At 58.1% G+C, this 17,857-nt stretch carries 18 protein-coding genes and 1 pseudogene; 8 read left to right on the top strand and 11 right to left on the bottom strand.

All coding sequences use genetic code 11. The annotated features are described in order from the left end of the window. A partial coding sequence (locus JNA92_RS12380; RefSeq protein ID WP_241805182.1) for a transposase domain-containing protein occupies window positions 1-96 on the top strand: 96 nt, incomplete at its 5' end. Between the two features lie 267 nt (window positions 97-363). Here JNA92_RS12380 and JNA92_RS12385 read toward each other — a convergent pair. Further along, window positions 364-687: a helix-turn-helix domain-containing protein gene (locus JNA92_RS12385; protein WP_100412841.1), complete on the bottom strand. Its 324-nt coding sequence runs from the start codon at window positions 685-687 to the stop codon at window positions 364-366. 87 nt (window positions 688-774) lie between these two features. On the opposite strand from JNA92_RS12385, the gene JNA92_RS12390 reads away from it, so the two are divergent. After that, window positions 775-1,191, top strand: coding sequence for a hypothetical protein (locus tag JNA92_RS12390; protein WP_241804934.1), 417 nt, complete (start codon window positions 775-777; stop codon window positions 1,189-1,191). Between the two features lie 8 nt (window positions 1,192-1,199). On the opposite strand, the gene JNA92_RS12395 is transcribed toward JNA92_RS12390, so the two are convergent. From JNA92_RS12395 to JNA92_RS12410, 4 genes are read right to left on the bottom strand one after another with little or no spacing between them, the layout of a single operon-like run. Next, window positions 1,200-1,559, bottom strand: coding sequence for a hypothetical protein (locus JNA92_RS12395; protein ID WP_100412839.1), 360 nt, complete (start codon window positions 1,557-1,559; stop codon window positions 1,200-1,202). Then, window positions 1,556-3,946: a hypothetical protein gene (locus JNA92_RS12400; RefSeq protein WP_241804935.1), complete on the bottom strand. Its 2,391-nt coding sequence runs from the start codon at window positions 3,944-3,946 to the stop codon at window positions 1,556-1,558. The genes JNA92_RS12395 and JNA92_RS12400 overlap by 4 nt, the downstream gene beginning before the upstream one ends. A gap of 8 nt (window positions 3,947-3,954) precedes the next feature. After that, a complete protein-coding gene (locus JNA92_RS12405; protein ID WP_241804936.1) occupies window positions 3,955-5,559 on the bottom strand; it encodes a site-specific integrase in 1,605 nt (534 codons plus the stop codon). Beyond that, window positions 5,552-6,748: a tyrosine-type recombinase/integrase gene (locus JNA92_RS12410; RefSeq protein ID WP_100412847.1), complete on the bottom strand. Its 1,197-nt coding sequence runs from the start codon at window positions 6,746-6,748 to the stop codon at window positions 5,552-5,554. The genes JNA92_RS12405 and JNA92_RS12410 overlap by 8 nt, the downstream gene beginning before the upstream one ends. A 46-nt stretch (window positions 6,749-6,794) precedes the next feature. Here JNA92_RS12410 and JNA92_RS12415 point away from each other — a divergent pair. Then, window positions 6,795-6,959 (top strand): annotated as a pseudogene (locus JNA92_RS12415) (JAB domain-containing protein); the annotation flags it as partial. Between the two features lie 70 nt (window positions 6,960-7,029). Here JNA92_RS12415 and JNA92_RS12420 read toward each other — a convergent pair. Beyond that, the gene (locus tag JNA92_RS12420; RefSeq protein ID WP_241804937.1) at window positions 7,030-8,619 is read right to left on the bottom strand and encodes an ABC transporter substrate-binding protein; all 1,590 of its coding nucleotides are present in this window, start codon (window positions 8,617-8,619) and stop codon (window positions 7,030-7,032) included. A gap of 360 nt (window positions 8,620-8,979) precedes the next feature. On the opposite strand from JNA92_RS12420, the gene rpmB reads away from it, so the two are divergent. Together rpmB and rpmG are read left to right on the top strand one after the other, a co-directional pair. Beyond that, window positions 8,980-9,216, top strand: coding sequence for a 50S ribosomal protein L28 (gene rpmB, locus JNA92_RS12425; protein WP_012312138.1), 237 nt, complete (start codon window positions 8,980-8,982; stop codon window positions 9,214-9,216). 10 nt (window positions 9,217-9,226) lie between these two features. After that, the gene (rpmG, locus tag JNA92_RS12430) at window positions 9,227-9,382 is read left to right on the top strand and encodes a 50S ribosomal protein L33 (RefSeq protein WP_003253507.1); all 156 of its coding nucleotides are present in this window, start codon (window positions 9,227-9,229) and stop codon (window positions 9,380-9,382) included. 78 nt (window positions 9,383-9,460) lie between these two features. On the opposite strand, the gene JNA92_RS12435 is transcribed toward rpmG, so the two are convergent. Then, the gene (locus JNA92_RS12435; protein WP_241804938.1) at window positions 9,461-9,661 is read right to left on the bottom strand and encodes a hypothetical protein; all 201 of its coding nucleotides are present in this window, start codon (window positions 9,659-9,661) and stop codon (window positions 9,461-9,463) included. A gap of 95 nt (window positions 9,662-9,756) precedes the next feature. Next, window positions 9,757-10,116, bottom strand: a complete 360-nt coding sequence (locus JNA92_RS12440) for a cupin domain-containing protein (RefSeq protein WP_241804939.1) — start codon at window positions 10,114-10,116, stop codon at window positions 9,757-9,759. Window positions 10,117-10,312: 196 nt separating this feature from the next. Between JNA92_RS12440 and JNA92_RS12445 the strand changes: the two genes are divergently transcribed. Beyond that, window positions 10,313-11,806 (top strand): aldehyde dehydrogenase, encoded by a 1,494-nt coding sequence (locus JNA92_RS12445; RefSeq protein ID WP_241804940.1) that lies wholly within the window; start codon window positions 10,313-10,315, stop codon window positions 11,804-11,806. A gap of 102 nt (window positions 11,807-11,908) precedes the next feature. After that, window positions 11,909-13,048, top strand: a complete 1,140-nt coding sequence (locus JNA92_RS12450; RefSeq protein WP_241804941.1) for an MFS transporter — start codon at window positions 11,909-11,911, stop codon at window positions 13,046-13,048. An 8-nt stretch (window positions 13,049-13,056) separates the two neighbouring features. Here JNA92_RS12450 and JNA92_RS12455 read toward each other — a convergent pair whose 3' ends face one another. Both JNA92_RS12455 and JNA92_RS12460 read right to left on the bottom strand, forming a co-directional pair. Next, window positions 13,057-14,607 (bottom strand): phospholipase D family protein, encoded by a 1,551-nt coding sequence (locus JNA92_RS12455; RefSeq protein WP_241804942.1) that lies wholly within the window; start codon window positions 14,605-14,607, stop codon window positions 13,057-13,059. A gap of 60 nt (window positions 14,608-14,667) precedes the next feature. Beyond that, window positions 14,668-16,098: a PLP-dependent aminotransferase family protein gene (locus JNA92_RS12460; RefSeq protein WP_241804943.1), complete on the bottom strand. Its 1,431-nt coding sequence runs from the start codon at window positions 16,096-16,098 to the stop codon at window positions 14,668-14,670. A gap of 177 nt (window positions 16,099-16,275) precedes the next feature. Between JNA92_RS12460 and JNA92_RS12465 the strand changes: the two genes are divergently transcribed. Then, window positions 16,276-16,506: a DUF1127 domain-containing protein gene (locus JNA92_RS12465; RefSeq protein ID WP_241804944.1), complete on the top strand. Its 231-nt coding sequence runs from the start codon at window positions 16,276-16,278 to the stop codon at window positions 16,504-16,506. A gap of 41 nt (window positions 16,507-16,547) precedes the next feature. Here the strand turns inward: JNA92_RS12465 and JNA92_RS12470 are convergent, their stop codons facing one another. Continuing rightward, window positions 16,548-17,840 (bottom strand): NAD(P)/FAD-dependent oxidoreductase, encoded by a 1,293-nt coding sequence (locus JNA92_RS12470; RefSeq protein ID WP_241804945.1) that lies wholly within the window; start codon window positions 17,838-17,840, stop codon window positions 16,548-16,550. Window positions 17,841-17,857: the final 17 nt, after the last annotated feature.

Here is a 17,857-nt window from a genome sequence, read left to right on the forward strand (position 1 = left end):
CCGTATGCCTACCTCAAGGACGTGCTGACACGACTGCCTACTCAACGGGCGAGCGAGATCGAGGCCTTGTTGCCGCATCAGTGGACGCCTGCTTAACGAGCGCAAGGTGTGTTCGCGGGTCGCTTACTATTTGAGACGATTGTGTCAGGGTGCCACCATACCCCTGCAGGGCTGCCACAGCCACCGTATCGTCCGGGCTTGATACCCAGAGTTCCTGATACGCTGTACCTGGCTATTCCTGCGCTGAGCCATGACTGTCCGGCTGTAGAGCCACGGGCAATGCGCCAGATCAGTGCTCCTACGTCGTCTACCAGGCCGCGTTCAGCTTCCTCACCTAAGATCCAGTCGACTCGCGCGGAGAGCCTAGGGGATCGAGCGAGAGGATTTACTCAATGCTGACAGTGCAGCCTCAAGGTCCATGTGTTCAGCTTCTTGAGCAACTTGAGCGAGGAGGTCCCTAGCTGATCGGTTCTCCTTAAGGGCATAGCTACCTATCATCAGGGTTACCGGATGCACTCCTAGCACCGGCGCGATCGTGTCCAATTTCTGTATGGTTGGAACGTATCGGCCCCGCTCCAGCGTGCTGATATAGGTACGGCTGCTCACAGTCGCGAAATCTTCCTGGGTCAGTTTTTGCTTGACTCTCATCCACTGCAAAATCCGGCCGAATGCGCTTTTCAATTCCACTTTGCATGTTCCACAAAAGGAACGATAAGGCACCCGACGAACAGTATATGACTACAATGTATGCTGTTCATTTGAGAGGGAGTCGGTATGTTTATCACCAACCGATGGGCAGAAGTGGATCGTTCACACGCCTGGCTGGCTGAGGATCAGCAGGCTTGGCATTTCGTAGAGCAACGGCTTTCATCGCCTTGGATCCACATCACGGTCACGAGGGCGCGGGGAGAAGACACATGTATCGAGGTCTTTTTCCTGGAGGACATGCGGGGCCTGGAACGATTCACACGGATGGCCCTAGAGGGCACAGCACAGCTGTCCTTGCAGATTGTCACTCCAGGATGGATGAATGGCAGCGGCGAGTGGTCAATGGAGCCCTTGGAGGCTATTCATGAAAGCGATGATGGCTTGCACAGATGTTACACCGTTCAGAGCGGGCGGCGTTATTACCAGCCTAATGGCGTTGATTGCCAGCAACGTTCATTCAAAGAGCTTTTCCGAAGAGAATAGAGGCTTTGTCAGGTTGTGGCATCTCCAAAATACCGTCTTGGATCGATCGCGTCCTCCGTCATGAGCTGAGCAGCTTTGATGATAATTTGAATCAGCCGATTGTTCTCCGCACGCGCTTTCTCAAGTTGCGTTTCGAGAGCAAAAATCCTGGCGCAGCTGTCTTTTCGTCCTTTCTTTTTTATATTTAGAAGGTAATCCTGGGTAGTAGCATATAAAGATCGGATCTCCTCGTCTCTCCATAGAGTCTGGCGACTGACAGCGACTTTCTGCGCAAGTCCACTTTGTGTGAGCGGCCCCGTAACTCGACCCTCCTTATAATCGGCAAGAATAGACCTCGCACGCTCCTTCCATTTTTTATCCTGCTTCACGATGATACCTGCTTAGATTTCGAATATGCATTCAAAGCTGCCTTGCAGCTCCTAACCATATCGCAAACAAACAAAACGTGCTGATCGAATTCATGTGTGCTGTCGAGTTCGGACTCGATGCTGGCTGTTATATCTGTTCGGTTGTCAAAAATCACCTTCATAATTCGCTCATACTCTGTGAGTAAGGTCTCAATGGCTGCCCTTGCTTCTAGATCATCAGGGTTCAGATGAAATGATTTGCACCCTGCTTCCGTGCCGAACCCTCTTACGCACATGAGGCCTCGATCACAAGGGCTAATGTACAACTCCCGTGAGCATCCGCCCCATGGCGTTAGATTTAAAATGCTCAGCTTCTGAATGATCATATCTTCAATTAGATCATCAGCGACTTCCTCCTCGCGCCATCGGATGACTAATTTTCCCAAAAAGTCTTCGGGTGGCTCATCGGTCAAGTATAACGACCTCACATATTCTGCCCGTTCTTTAGCGGTCCGATAGTCATATTGACGACTCTGGCGTGGAGTACGTCCCATCCAGAGATCCACCGCTGTCTCAGAGGGACCGGCGCGTAGGATCGCCGTGGTAACCCAGCGGCGGATCTGGTGGGGAGTGATGGAAAATATCTTCCCGTTTCGGTCCCTCAAATCAAGGCGTTGAAAAATAGTTTTTTTTGACGAGTTGTTTGAAAGGTAGTTATAAAGGTCCGCCCTGAAAAGCGGGCGCGGGATAATACCTTGCTGTGAGACCGAATTAAATTGGTTCTCCCAGATAACAATTAGGTTGTCGCTGAGTTTGTTAGGGTAGCCCTTGCTCGAAAATTTTGCATGATAAGGTGCTTCTTCGCCATCATCGGGCATAGCAAATTGTTCGTCAAAGTGGCGTTGCAAATGGAATCTGTACTTTTTTTCTAGAGCTCGTTTGAATAATCTGATGTCTATGGCCAGGGAGGGAACCCCCGCTCCCATCCCTCTCCTAGACAGCATGAGTTCTCTAATGCGAGCCCATTCTCTTTTAATGTCGAACAGCTGCACGTATGAGGGCAGGGCACCAGGCTTAAATAGCCCGCTTTTGACCATCCCCTTGAGAAATATTCGAAGTTCGTCATTAAACCACTTGCATTTGTTTACTGATGAGCGAGATGAGTTGGTGTGAATCCCGATATCAAGCACAGAGACACTATAGCAATTCTTTTTGTACTCATTAAGGTAGTTCGACCAGTCCCACTTGCTAATTCGGTCGTCTATCCAGGCCGCAAAGCGTGCAGCTGTTATTCTAGGAAGTTCAATTGCAGAGCTGTAAAACCGCCCGCCGCTGCAAAGCTCTTTAGCTGATATCGCAAAGCAACTCGTTAATTCCTCTACAAAATAGTGGTGCTCTACGGTTAGGTCCAGCGATGTGAGCTGATCTTTAGCTCCGGAGTCTAGTGGATTTTTTTCTCGGTAGGTGGTGAGTATTTTATCTACAAAGGAGAAACCATTCGCTTCGATATCAAGGGCTCGATCTCTTGCATCACGGCAAAACGCCAGTAAATACGCATAAGCTTCTGTGAGTGGAGTGCTCCATAAATCTGCGACTGGTACGGCGGCTGGTACGAGGTTTTTTTCAACAGGGACCCGCACGAAAGTTGTATGAGTATCATGGTCCTGGAAGAGGCAATTTTCCGGTAAGTTTGTGATTTCACCCACCCTCAAGCCGAGCGCCATGCCGAAGCAAGTCGCTTCCAGACGTACTCTGTCGAAGCCATTGATTGGCTCTAGGCTCGGATCGTTCTTTATAAGGCATCGGGCTTTCGCGATGCCCTCGTGTAAGTCAGGAGAGAACAGGGTTTCTTCTCTGTGTCTGAATTGTTGAGACGTGAGCTCAAGGTTGCTGTGGGTCGGGTTAGGTACGCCAGTCTTCCACTTGATGAATCTTTCAAGGAACCGAAGCGGTACTCCGCTACTGGTTATACTGAAGTTGTTGAGGAAGTTTAGAAAAGCCTTTAGGGCGTTCGCTCTATGGTATACCGTAGCCTCCGAGTGATCTTGCCTGATTGAGTCCACGGTGGTGTCAAAAACCTTGCGTGTTATGTCGCTCCATTTGACGTCATGGTTATTCATTACGGCCGAGAGGCGTCTGACCGCTGCCATTCGTCCGATGACCAGGGTGGCCGACGGACGCCTAAGCATTTCATGGGCTATGAAACAGCGAGCCAGCTTTCCCGTCACTGTCGGAAGAGCGGGCTGATCTTCATGTCGTTTTTGCACAGAGCAGAGTGACGTAAATGGGATATTACTCGATCTGTATTGCCATACCTTACCCTCGAAATCTCCGGACACTAGTCCACTCGATTTGAGGTCGTTAAACTGTTTTCGTGCAAGCTCATAACGTTCATCGAGAACAGCCATTGATACGCTCAATTGTCTAGCTCCTTCACGGCAATTAGAATTGACTTGGCGCCGTGTATTGCAGCTTCGACTTGTTGAGCCATGGCGCCACTAGAAGAGCTTCCCAACATTTGTTGAAATCTAGTGATGTCAGCTAGAGCGGCTTCATGGTCTGCGTGACGGCTGGGCCTGAATTTGGAACATGCATAGCATGTAACAGTAGGGTGAAAAGGGCATGGTTTTTTCGAGCTGCATAATCCCAAGCTGCTTATAGGTGATAATGCAGATCTGTCAGCAGTATCCTCCATGAACCTTCCGCACCACATCTCAACTGCCGCATTGATTTCCGGGCTAGCCATGTGAGTGGTGTTAATGAATTCTTGAAGTTCAAGGTTGTAGCGAAAATAATGCTTTATGGAATTTAGATTTATATGATCGAGAGCTTCTGCTACCTCGTCAGGAGACGCCCCAGAAAGGACCATGGAGGTTCCTTTGGTTCTGCGAAGCCGGTACGCAGAAATACGCATAAAAGGCGCGGCTTCTCTAGGGGACTTGTGAGGATCAAGCAACTGAAGCTCCCAAGTAAGCGAGGTTAGCTCATAGCTCAAGCGTCGATTATCTTGATGTAATGTGAAGGGGGTCAGTCTTGGATTGGTTAGAAATCGCACGAGACGGGGTTCAGTTCTGAATGGTGCTGGAAACAATGGTATGGGCAGTTGAGGGACGCTGATACCATGCGTTACGCATAGCTTTTCAATTAACCCCGATGCAGCTTTGCATTGGTGCTCAGCTAAGGCGCACTGTTGCTGAACGGCTTCCGCTGTATCGTTGGAAATGTAGCGTTTCTTCAAATTACTGGGGTGTCTCCTAAGCCTTGAACGTCGAATTCCTTTCACGCTTGGCACCATGACGAAAGGGCCGTTCTCGTCAATACCAAAATCTGTGACCTGCATGAGCGCTAGCTGAATTGGGCGTATTCCCCAATCCCGACAAAGGAGAAACATCGTGCGTTGTACATGCGATACATGCTTACTTGTGAAAATACGCATTTCAATGTGCGTTAACTGTACCCGAGTAAAAGGTCCGAAGTCATCGTCTCGCATCGTGACCAGGTGCTTGTTATCAAATGCCTTTACAGTTAACTGAGAAAGCTCAAGGCTATCATGCTCATTGAATCCTGAAACATCCTCGTCCAGGCACCATCGATAGAACACTCGGAGGGCAACTAAGTCGTCGTTGCGGCCGGATGTTTTTAGGCGGATGCATTCGCGTACAGCAAAGGATGATAGCCGATCTCCAATAGTCTCTGCATCGTCACCCGGAAACTCATGAGCGGCTAAGATTCGCTGCACGAGGATCAGCGGTCTAAGGTCAATGTGGGTTTGAATTCGATCTATAAACCATCCTCTGAGAAGCCACTCCACTAACAAATTCTCGTGAAGTTGTTGGCCCCAGGCAATATTCATCGGGGCACACCCGACGATTTCGATGGTCATCTTTTCGAGCCATCCAGTATTGTTGCGAATCGTTATGGTCTGGCCGAAAGTAGATTGCACCCGAAAAGGGAAATCGTCAGTCTCGATGCCGAATCTACGTTCGATCTCTGTGGTCAACTCAGTCGGAGAATTAGTCATCAGTTTTCTCTCGTGGAAGTGTTCTGTCAGATGTCCTTAGTATTTCTCCGAGACGATCAGATATGGCTTGTCGAGAGTACTTCTGAATGCTGTCGCTGTTCGGGCTCCAGCCTCCCAGATACGCAAGAGCATCTCTGATGTTGAGGCTGGGTGCATCGCTTTTTTCAAGCTTTTTGCGGGCGTCGTTTGCACCTGTTGTTCTCAAACCATGCGGGTGAAGGCGGGTTGAGAAATTGGATAGGCCAAGGCTACTAGCGACGGTTCTGAGAATCGTGTTCACTGTTCGTGCTGACATTCGTCTGCCGTCACGGGAGCTGACAAATAGTGCGGTACAAGGCTGTTTCGGCTTGAGCAGCCTCGGTCGATGGTCGCAAAGATACTCATTCAGCATCGCGGCCAGCGATACAGATATCGGAACTATACGTCCGCGTGTCTTTAGGCTCGCGCCGTCTCTTCGTCGCTCCCTGTTGATATCGTTCGGCTGCTTAATACGAATGGTTGCAGAGGGGCCTAGATCAAGATCGTTCAACTCAATCAGTACAACTTCGCCACGTCTGGCAAGTGTTTCCAGCATGACCAAAAAAAGGCAATAGTTACGGACCTGGATTTTTACGCTCTTGAAGGGATTTTTCGAGCTGCTCGGGTATAAAACTTTTTTGAGTAGAGCTTCTTCGTCTGCATCGAGTGGAGTGGAAGGTCGGGAGGGTTCAGACTGTTGCGCGATCTTAATGACTTTTTTACTAAGGTTTCGGAGGTTTTTATTTTTGTTTTTTTCAGCTTGGCTCTGCTCCTGCAGACCCAACCGATTGAGCTCGATGTAATGATCAAACGAAAAATCTATGAATGATTTGATGGATTCGAGCCGTCGCGTGCAGGTCGACTGACTCGCTTCCGCACCGCGCCTGGTTGAGCATAGGCGCTCAGCCAGCATTGTCAGCTCCGTTGAGCTGAAAACGGCCAAGCGTTCAAGCTTTCGCTCCAGGGGAGAGTCTCGGCTGAGGGCCCACTCGTACGCGACAGCAACGTCACGAAGGTAGCTCTCAACGGTGTTGAGGCGCGATTTGTGAAGCAAATCCTCGGCCCAGAGGTTTGCTAAGATCACCGGAACCCCCTCCACCAGCAGATACGGCCTGAGGCCGCTGGAAGCAGTCCGGATCATTCGGATTTCGCAGCAAGGCACGTCGGGCATCGGAAGCTCCACGTCTGCAACGTTTCCAAACATATACCATAACTGCCACAACCATCCTTCGGGGAACAGTGAGCCGAGCCAGGACGATGTGCACATGACGCTTGCATTGAAGCAGGGGTTGGCGCTGATCGACGTGCGGGTGCTCGATCACATCATCGTCGGTGATGGGGAGCCGCTGTCGATGGTGGAGCAAGGGTGGATTATCGCTTAGTTGCTGCCTGTCTGCAGGCTCGACCAGTCGCCGGCAAGCCAGCGGTGGGTCGAGCCTGCAAAGCCAAGGGTCAGCGTTTCACCGAAACCTTGCTCAGGTCCAACCGCCCGAACGGGCTTACCTGGTACCCCTCGACCCCGTCGCGCAACAGCGCTGCCGCCGTCGGGTGCGCCAGCGGCACCCAGAGCGCCTGTTGCTGAATCAGCGTCTGCGCCTGCTGGTACAACCGGCTGCGCACGCTCTGGTCGTTGGTGGTGCGCCCTGCACTGATCAACTGGTCCAGCCGGCTGTCACAGAACCGCGCGAAGTTGGTCCCCGACTTGACCGCCGCACAGGAAAACTGCGGGCTGAGGAAGTTGTCCGGGTCGCCATTGTCACCGGCCCAGCCCATGAACAGCAGGTCATGCTCGCCGGCCTTGGCCCGACGGATCAGCTCACCCCATTCGATCACGCGGATTTCAGCCTTGATGCCGATCTTGGCCAGGTCTGCCTGGAGCATCTGCGCGCCCAGGCTCGGGTTGGGGTTGAGCAGGCTGCCCGACGGGCGGGTCCAGATCGTGGTGCTGAACCCCTCTGCGTAACCGGCTTTGCTCAGCAGCGCCTTGGCTCGCTTGAGATCCAGCGGGTAGCCCGGCAGGTCCTTAGCATAGCTCCAGGTGTTCGGCGGGTAGGGGCCGTTGGCGGCGGTGGCGGTGCCTTCGAAAACGGCCTTGAGGTAGGCCTGCTTGTCGAAGGCCAGGTTGATTGCCTGGCGCACTTCAGGTTTGTCCAGCGGCGGGTGCTCGCTGTTGATGGCCACGAAGGCTGTCATGAAGGCCGGCGTCGTGGCGACCTTCAGGTTACCGTCCTTGCTGGCTTCGGCAACGTCCAGGGGCTTGGGCGACAGGGCGACCTGGCATTCCCCACGCTTGAGTTTCTGCAGGCGTACGTTGGCGTCGGTGGTGATGGCGAAGATCAGTGGATCGACCGCAGGCTTGCCATCGAAGTAGTCAGGGTTGGCGCGGTAGCGCACCACGGCGTCCTTCTGGTAACGCTGGAAGACGAACGGGCCGGTGCCGATCGGCTGGCTATTGAGCTTTTCCGGGGTGCCTGCCTTGAGCAGTTTGTCGGCGTACTCGGCGGAGTAGATCGAAGCGAAGCCCATGCTCAAGGTGGCCAGGAACGTGGCGTCGGCGTGGGTCAGGGTGAAGCGTACGCTGTTCGGCTCCGGGGCCTCGATCGATTTGATCAGGCTGCCCAGTTGCAGTGATTGGGCGTGCGGGTAGCCACCCGGTGCGGTCTTGTGCCAAGCGTGGGCGGGGTAGAGCATGCGCTGGAAGCTGAACAGCACATCGTCGGCATCGAGCGCGCGGGTTGGTTTGAAATAAGGCGTGGAGTGGAATTTGACCCCGTCACGCAGCTTGAAGTCGTACACCAGCCCGTCAGTCGACACTGTCCAGCTCTGCGCCAGGCTTGGGACGACCTTGCCTTGGCTTGCGTCGAACTCGACCAGGCGGTTCATCAGAACGTCGGCCGAGGCGTTGGTGGTGGTCAGCGAGTTGTACTGGACCACGTCGAAGCCCTCGGGGCTGGCTTCGCTGCAGATACTCAGTGGCGCGGCCTGGGCGATGCCGGCAGCAAGCAGGGTGGTGAGCATTAAGGAAAGGGCGGCGGCACGCATCGTGGCTCCTTGGCTGTCAGTGGCCCATCTGCCAGAGCAGTCTGGAAACGTCCTACCCTAGTGTGCGCATCAGCAAATGACCACCCTCTTTTTATGCGGGTTGGCGACGAGTGGTCGACAGTTCGCCGGGCTAGCCGCTATGCTGCTCGCGCACGATTTGTCTCCGGCAGATGCTCATCAGCAGTTGTTGCAATGCAGTCTTTCTGGTATAAAGCAGCGCTCTTTTCTAGGGGCTCGGCCTGTCGCATCAGCGGATCCGGTCGGTAAGACCTCCAGAATCACGGCGCCTGGCGCCAAAGACTGAGAGATTAAGCGGCCAACCCATGCCGGGTTGGGCATGTGGTTTTAGAGGGCTGAGTCATGTCGAGAGTCTGTCAAGTTACTGGTAAGGGTCCAGTAACCGGGAACAACATTTCCCACGCAAACAACAAAACCCGTCGTCGTTTCCTGCCGAACCTGCAGCACCACCGTTTCTGGGTTGAATCCGAGAACCGTTTCGTGCGTCTGCGCGTATCTGCCAAAGGCATGCGCGTCATTGACAAGCGTGGTATCGACGTAGTGCTGGCCGAGCTGCGTGCTCGCGGCGAAAAGTTCTAAGGAGAACGTCATGCGTGAATTGATCCGTCTGGTTTCGAGTGCTGGCACTGGCCACTTCTACACCACCGACAAGAACAAGCGCACCACCCCGGACAAAATCGAGATCAAGAAATACGATCCCGTTGTTCGCAAGCACGTGGTGTACAAGGAAGCCAAGATCAAGTAATTGATCGGCGACCTGAAAAAAACCCGCATCCGAAAGGACGCGGGTTTTTTTTTACGTGGATGCCAACAGCAGTGGATATCAGCTGATGCGCAGGCCGTCGATGGTGCCGTTGGCATCGACGCTGATCATCACCCGGTCGGAGCGTATGTCCAAGGTGGTGACGTCGCGTGGGCCGGCGGCGCTCAGCAGGCCAGTAAGTTCGAGAATGTAGGGTTTGACGCTTTCTACATACTGCGAGCCAATCACGTGACGAGCACGGTCGAGGATATCGGTAGTCATGGTGTTCTCCTTGAGTTGTCCCGAATTGGACGCATCAAGGATCCCGCCTTTGGCTTGCCGGGCTGTGGTACTTAATCACCACGCTGGCGTCGCAATCATTTCTGCTCGAACATCACATAAATCTTGCGGCACGGCTCCAGCACTTCCCAGGTGCCCTGGAAGCCAGCCGGGATGACGAACCGATCACCGGCACGCAGGGTCTTGGCCCCGCCATCCGGGTCGCGCAATACTGAAACGCCCTGCACGATCTCGCAGTATTCGTGCTCGGTGTAGTTCACCGTCCACTGCCCCACTTCACCTTCCCAGACACCTGCGGCGAACTGCCCGCACGGGCTGGAATAGTGGTTGTAGACAGCCTGGTCTGGCTCGCCCTTGAGGATTTTTTCTGCCGCGGGACGGTAGCGTTCAGCCTCGGTGAGGACCTGGGCGAAGTCGATGATGTTGGCGATGTTCATGGTGCGGCTCCTATTTTTGTTTAATAAAATGCACATCAGTAGGCTTTTGAGCCTCATGTGTCAAATATATTGATAGTTTGCACTGGCTGGTTTAGGGTATCGCTTGCCAGTGTGCGCTTGTCGCCCGGCCAGAATTCTGACAACGCCTGTGAGTCCTCAGTGCGGCGTTGCACCTAAACAAGAGGAGGAGTTTCGTATGACCACCCTGACTCGTGCAGACTGGGAGCAACGTGCCCAGCAATTGAAGATCGAAGGGCGTGCCTTCATCAACGGCGAATACACCGACGCCGCATCCGGTGAAACCTTCGACTGCCTGAGCCCGGTCGACGGACGCTTCCTGGCCAAGGTTGCCAGCTGCGACCTGGCCGATGCCAACCGCGCGGTGGAAAACGCCCGTGCAACGTTCGATTCCGGCGTGTGGTCGCAGCTGGCTCCGGCCAAGCGCAAAGCCAAGCTGATCCGCTTCGCCGACCTGCTGCGCAAGCACGTCGAAGAGCTGGCGCTGCTGGAAACCCTGGACATGGGCAAGCCGATCGGCGACTCCTCCAGCATCGACGTGCCAGGTGCGGCCAATGCCATCCACTGGACCGCCGAAGCCATCGACAAGGTCTACGACGAAGTTGCACCCACCCCGCATGACCAGCTAGGCCTGGTTACCCGCGAGCCAGTGGGTGTGGTCGGTGCCATCGTACCGTGGAACTTCCCGCTGCTGATGGCCTGCTGGAAGATCGCTCCAGCCCTGGCCACCGGTAACTCGCTGGTACTCAAGCCATCCGAGAAGTCGCCGCTGACCGCTATCCGCATCGCCCAGCTGGCCATCGAAGCCGGCATCCCCGCCGGTGTGCTGAACGTACTCCCAGGCTACGGCCACACCGTCGGCAAGGCCCTGGCCCTGCACATGGACGTCGATACCCTGGTGTTCACCGGCTCGACCAAGATCGCCAAGCAGCTGATGGTGTACGCCGGCGAGTCGAACATGAAGCGCGTCTGGCTGGAGGCCGGCGGCAAGAGCCCGAACATCGTCTTCGCCGACGCCCCGGACCTGCAGGCCGCTGCCGAAGCTGCCGCCAGTGCCATCGCCTTCAACCAGGGCGAAGTCTGCACTGCCGGTTCCCGCCTGCTGGTCGAGCGTTCGATCAAGGACAAGTTCCTGCCCATGGTGGTTGACGCGCTCAAGGGCTGGAAACCAGGCAACCCGCTGGACCCGCAGACCACCGTCGGTGCGCTGGTCGACACCCAGCAGATGAATACCGTGCTGTCGTACATCGACGCCGGCCACAAGGACGGCGCCAAGTTGCTGGCCGGTGGCAAGCGCACCTTGGAAGAAACGGGCGGCACTTATGTCGAGCCGACCATCTTCGACGGCGTGACCAACGCCATGAAGATCGCCCAGGAAGAAATCTTCGGCCCGGTGCTGTCGGTCATCGCCTTCGATACCGCCGAAGAAGCCATCGCCATTGCCAACGACACGCCCTACGGTCTGGCCGCTGGTATCTGGACCTCGGATATTTCCAAGGCCCACAAGACTGCCCGTGCCGTGCGCGCGGGCAGTGTCTGGGTCAACCAGTACGATGGCGGCGACATGACCGCGCCGTTCGGCGGCTTCAAGCAGTCGGGCAACGGCCGTGACAAGTCGCTGCATGCGCTGGAGAAGTACACCGAGCTGAAGGCGACCTGGATCAAGCTGTAAATCCACAGGGGCTGCGCTACAGCCCCAACAACAGCCGGGCCGGTTCACGCCGTCCCGGCTGTGTCGTTTCTGCTATTCAAGAATTCTGCCTGGGAGGCTGCTATGCGCTGGGGAACCTACTTTGCCGTGCTGGCATCGGTGCTGAGCGTCGGGCTCGCGCTCGGCGTGAGCATGCCGCTGGTGTCCCTGCGGCTGGAGGCCTGGGGCTACGGCAGCTTCGCCATCGGCGTCATGGCGGCTATGCCGGCGCTGGGTGTGCTGCTCGGGGCGAGCCTGGCCAGCCGCCTGGCCGGGTGGGTCGGCGTGCCTGCGGCCATGCGCTTGTGCCTGTGGGGCGGGGCGTTATCGATCGGCCTGCTGGCGGTGTTGCCGAGCTACCCGCTGTGGTTGGCGCTACGCTTGCTGATCGGTATGTCGCTGACCGTGGTGTTCATCCTTGGCGAGAGCTGGATCAACCAGTTGGTGGTGGAGCAGTGGCGCGGGCGCCTGGTGGCGCTGTATGGCAGCAGCTACGCCTTGAGCCAGCTGGCCGGGCCACTGGTACTGGGCTTTCTCGGCTCTGACGATGACTTTGGCTTCTGGGCTGCGACGGGCCTGTTACTGCTATCGCCCTTGCTGCTGTTGGGCCGTGGCGGCGCACCGAGTACCGAGGCCTGCAGCGTTACCTTCCGCGACCTGTTCGCCTTCTGTCGCCGACTGCCGGTGATCGCCTGGGCCATCGCGCTGTTCGCTTCCTTCGAGGCGATGATCCTCACCCTGTTGCCGGTGTATTGCCTGCAGCAGGGTTTCACCACCGAGCTGGCGCTGTTCATGGTCAGTACTGTGGTGGTGGGTGACGCGGTGCTGCAATTGCCGATTGGCGCCTTGGCCGACCACATGTCGCGGCGCGCGCTGTTCACCGCTTGTGCGGTGACCTTGCTGTGTTCCAGCCTGGCGATTCCGTTGCTTTTGCACACGCCGGCGATCTGGCCGTTGTGGGTGCTGTTCGGTGCCAGTGCCGGTGGCCTGTTCACCTTGTCGCTGATACTGATCGGCGAGCGGTACCGGGATGATGCCCTCGTGCGGGCCAATGCCCATGTGGCGCAGCTGTGGGGTATCGGCTGCCTGCTGGGGCCGTTGCTGGCAGGTGCAGGTAGCCAGTGGCTCAGTGGCCATGCCTTGCCGCTGCTGATGGCAATTGGGGCGGCCGGGTTGGTGGTGTTGACCCGGCGGCGCGGTGCCTTCGAGCCCGCCGCCGCCTGAGGCCCGGGCTAGAGCATTTTCTCCAGCCCGACGGCCTTGCTGATCCACGCATTGAACCGCCGCCAGAGCCCACCGGGCTCTGCCGTCAGGGTGTGCAGTCGGCCGTTGTCCTCGGTCACCCAGGCCAGTTTGTCATGCTCGAGCCTGACCTGATAACTGAGCGCTGGCGCCATACCCTGAACGGCCAGCTCGCGGGTGTATTCGGCCAGCTCCGGGCTGTCCACCAGCACCCCGACCTCGGTATTCCACAGCACCGAACGCGGGTCGAAATTGAACGAGCCGATGAAGGTCTTGCGCCGGTCGAACACGATCGCCTTGCTGTGCAGGCTGGAATCCGAACCGCCTTGGTAACTCAGGCGTCCGGCACTGGGGTCGCCCGGCTGGCGGCGTAACTCGAACAGCTGCACGCCGTGTTCGAGCAGCGCCCGGCGGTAGGGTGCATACCCGCCATGCACCGCCGGTACATCGGTGGCCTCCAGTGAGTTGGTCAACAGCTTGACCGACGTACCGGCGTCCGCACGGCCGGTCAGGTACAGCAGCCCCGGCTCGCCAGGGACGAAATAGGCCGAAACCAGGATCAACTCGTGATGCACGTTAGCCAGGTCAGGGGCCAACTGCTGGCTCATCAGCAGCTGCGGATCCGGCTCGTCGTCTGCCAGCACCTTGCTCGGTGCGTCCCACAAGGCCTGACTGTGGGCCCAGATCAGCTCATTACGCCAAACATCCAGGCGTGGCTCTGACTGATAGGCCATCAGGCGGTCATACAGCGCCTTGCGTTGGACCCGCGCCTCGGCCAGGGACACTTCCAGGCGGTGGCGGCTGGCGGCAAGGTCGGCGGCATCCGGCAGTTGCCAGAGGAAGTCAGTGACAGGCCTGCTCAGGGCACTGTTCCAGTATTGGTCGAAGCTGTGCCCGAGCTGCTCGGCCACCGGGCCCACGCCGAGCATGTCGATGTCAGTGAAATTCAGGTTGGGCTCGGCATCGAAATATTCATCGCCCAGGTTGCGTCCGCCGACGATGGCCATGCTGTTGTCCACCAGGAACAGCTTGTTGTGCATGCGCCGGTGCTGGCGCGACAGGTTGAACAGGCGCCCGAACGCCCGTGTCACCCCTGTGCTGCGGCCCAGGTGCAGTGGGTTGAATACACGGATCTGGATGTTCGGATGGGCATCCAAGGTGCCCATGATGGTATCCAGGCCATCGCTGGTGGTGTCGTCGAGCAGAATGCGCACGCGTACGCCCCGATCGGCCGCGCGCAGCAGTTCATGGACCAGGGCGCGGGTGCTCAGGCCGTCGTGGACGATGTAGTACTGCAAGTCGATGCTGGCCTGGGCGTTACGGATCAGCTCGGCGCGGGCACGGAAGGCCTCGTTGCTGTTGGGCAGCAGACGGAAACCGGACCGTCCCTCATAGGGTGCGGCCTGGCGCAATACCGAACGGCCGAAAGCTGAATCTTTGGCCGGCAATGCCTGGCTGGTCTCGCGGGGTGTACCGACGCTGGCGCAGCCTGCAAGGCCTAGCAGCGCCAGCAGCAGGGGCAGAGCTCGCTGGAGTCTCAAAGGTGGATCGTCCTGTGCGGCAAGGGCTTGAGAGGTAGGACCGTCAAGGGCGGCGCAAAGTTACCCGTCGGTGTGACTTTCATCCAGTAGACGAAGGGCGGTTTCCCCCACTTTGCGCACCGCGTCCTCGATTTGCGGGGTTGGCCGCGCGGCGAAATTCATCCGCAGGCAGTGGCGGAACTTGCCAGAGGCCGAAAAGATGCTGCCCACGGCAACCTGCACGCCCTGTTCCAGTAAAGCGCGGTTCAGCCGCAGCGTGTCGAAATGTTCTGGCAGCTCCACCCACAGCATGAAGCCGCCCTGAGGCCGGCTGACGCGTGTGCCAGGCGGGAAGTAACGGTTTACCCAGTCGCTCATCAGGTCGCGGCCGCGCTGGTACTGGCTACGCATGCGCCGTACATGGGGGTGGTAGTGGCCGCTGGCGATGAAATCGGCGATCGCCAGCTGCGGCTGGGTGGCCGTGCTGCCGGTGCTGATGTACTTCATGTGCAACACCCGCTCCAGATAGCGCCCTGGCGCCACCCAGCCGATGCGCAGGCCCGGGGCGAGCGTCTTGGAAAACGAACTGCACAGCAGCACGCGACCGTCGTCGTCGAACGACTTGAGGGTGCGCGGGCGAGGGTAGGTGTAGGCCAGGTCGCCATACACATCGTCTTCGAGGATGGCGACATCATAGCGCTGGGCGAGGTTCAGCAGGGCCTTCTTGCGCGCTTCGGGCATGATGTAGCCAAGCGGATTGTTACAGCTTGGCGTGATCTGGATGAGCTTGATCGGCCACTGTTCAAGTGCCAGTTCCAGCGCTTGCAGGCTGATGCCGGTGATGGGGTCGGTAGGGATCTCCAACGCCTTCATGCCCAAGCCTTTGAGGGTTTGCATGGCGCCGTGGAAGCTCGGCGAATCTACCGCGACAATGTCGCCCGGCTCGCAGACTGCGCGGATACTGCACGACAACGCCTCGTGGCAGCCGGTCGTCACCACCAGGTCCGCCGGGCCAAGGCGGCAGCCCGAGTCCAGCACCAGGCGGGCAACCTGCTCGCGCAAGGCGAGGTTGCCGTGGATGTTGTCGTAGTACAGCCCCGGCATGTCCTGGCGCCGGCTGAGCTGGGCCAGGCTGCGCAGCAGGGGCTTCAGGCTCGGGCTGTCGATGTCGGGCATGCCACGGCCGAGCTGTATGACGTCTTGACGAGGCGTGCTGCGTACCAGCTCCAGGACCTGTTCCCACTGCGAAATGTCCACTGGCCGCTGGGCCGGGCGGCTGACGGCGGGCAGTGCGGCGAGGTGGCGATGGTCGTTGACGAAGTAGCCGGATTTGGGGCGTGGCGAAACCATGCCGTTGTCTTCCAGCAGGCGGTAGGCCTGCTGCACCGTACTCAGGCTGACCCCGTGCTCCACGCTCAGGGCGCGCACCGATGGCAGGCGCTGGCCGGGGCGGTAGAGGCCCTGCTCGATACGGGTGCCGAGCAGCTCGGCGAGGTTCAGGTAGAGCGTCACGGCATACTCCTGTGGGCGATTGCCCGCCCGACCAGTACAGTTGCGTTGAAAATACAGCATTCAGGCAGAAATTGGCCAATTCTGTATGGGAATAATAAGGGTGTATTGAATCTGTATTGCTGGTGCTGGCAACGCGCATGCTTTCTCCACGTAACCACTGAACGGGAGAACGCAGCGATGGGCGGGATGAGCGATGTGCGCTTGCAATTGTTGGCCAGGGAGCTGGAAGCCGGGCAGCAGGCCAAGGTGTTCAACGCCCCGCAAGGGATGGGGCGCTGGGGCCTGATGCTGCATCGCTGGCACACCCGCAGGGCGTTGCTGCAGTTGACTGATGCCGAGCTGCGCGATGTTGGGCTGAGCTGGGAGCAGGCCCTGAGCGAAGGGCGTAAACCCTTCTGGAAAGACTGACCTGCATGAGCCTGCGCGGTCCTTGCTGGACCGCTCAGGTTTCAGGCCAATTCTTTGAGCCTGTGCCAGAGCATCCCCAACGCCAGCAGCGGCGAGCGCAGGTATTTGCCGCCAGGGAAGGTGATGTGTGGCACCTTGGCGAACAGGTCGAAGCGCCCGCTTTGCTGGCCGCTGATGGCTTCACCCAGCAGGCGCGCTGCCAGGTGAGTGGCGTTGAGCCCATGGCCAGAGTAGGCCTGGGCGTAATAGACATTCGGCTGGCTGGCCAGGCGGCCGATCTGTGGCAGGCGGTTGGCGCCGATGCCGATCATCCCACCCCACTGGTAATCGATGCGCACATCGGCCAGTTGCGGGAACACCTTGAACATCTTCGGCTGCATGTAGGCGGCAATGTCCTGCGGATCGCGGCCGGAGTAATGGCAGGCACCGCCGAACAACAGGCGGTGGTCGGCGGACAGGCGATAGTAGTCCAGTGCCACGCGCTGGTCGCACACCGCCATGTTCTGCGGCAGCAACTGGCGCGCGCGTTCCTCACCCAGCGGTTCGGTGGCGATGATGTAGCTGCCTGCTGGCAGCACCTTGCCGCCCAGCTCGCGGTTCAGGCCATTGTGGTAGGCATTGCAGCACAGCACCAGGGTTTTGGCGCGCACCCTGCCCTGGGCGGTGTGCACTTTCACTTCAGGGCCGTACTCGATGCGGCTGACGTGCGATTGCTCGAATAGCTGCACACCGAGGCGGCTGGCCACGGCTGCTTCGCCCAGCGCCAGGTTGAGCGGGTGCAGGTGCCCTGAGCCCATGTCGATCAGGCCGCCCACATAACGGTCGGAGCCGACCACGCTGTGGATAGCGTCTTTGTGCACCAGGCGCAGTTCGTGACGGTAGCCCAGGCTGCGCAATTCTTCGGCATCTTCGGCGAAGCCTTGCAGCTCGCCGGGCTTGTTGGCCAGGTCGCAGTAACCCCAGGTCAGGTCGCAGGCGATGGCGTGGCGCTCGACCCGCTCGCGGACGATGTCCACGGCTTCCAGGCCCATCAGCTTCATGCTGCGTACGCCTTCTTCACCGATCACCGCACGGAACTGCTCGAGGCCGTGGCCCACGCCCCGGATAAGCTGGCCGCCATTGCGCCCGCTGGCACCCCAGCCGAGCTTGCGCGCTTCGAGCAGGATCACCGACAGGCCACGCTCGGCCAGCTCGATGGCGGTATTGAGGCCCGAGTAGCCGCCGCCAACGATGCACACGTCGGCGCTGTGCTCGCCTTGCAGGTACGGATGATCGGGGTGTGGCGCGCTGCTGGCGGCGTAGTAGGAGGCGGCGTGCTGCGCGCTGTGGATCATTGGCGGGTCCTGGGTGT

The organism is Pseudomonas putida (assembly GCF_022627325.1).
Lineage (GTDB): Bacteria > Pseudomonadota > Gammaproteobacteria > Pseudomonadales > Pseudomonadaceae > Aquipseudomonas > Aquipseudomonas putida_X.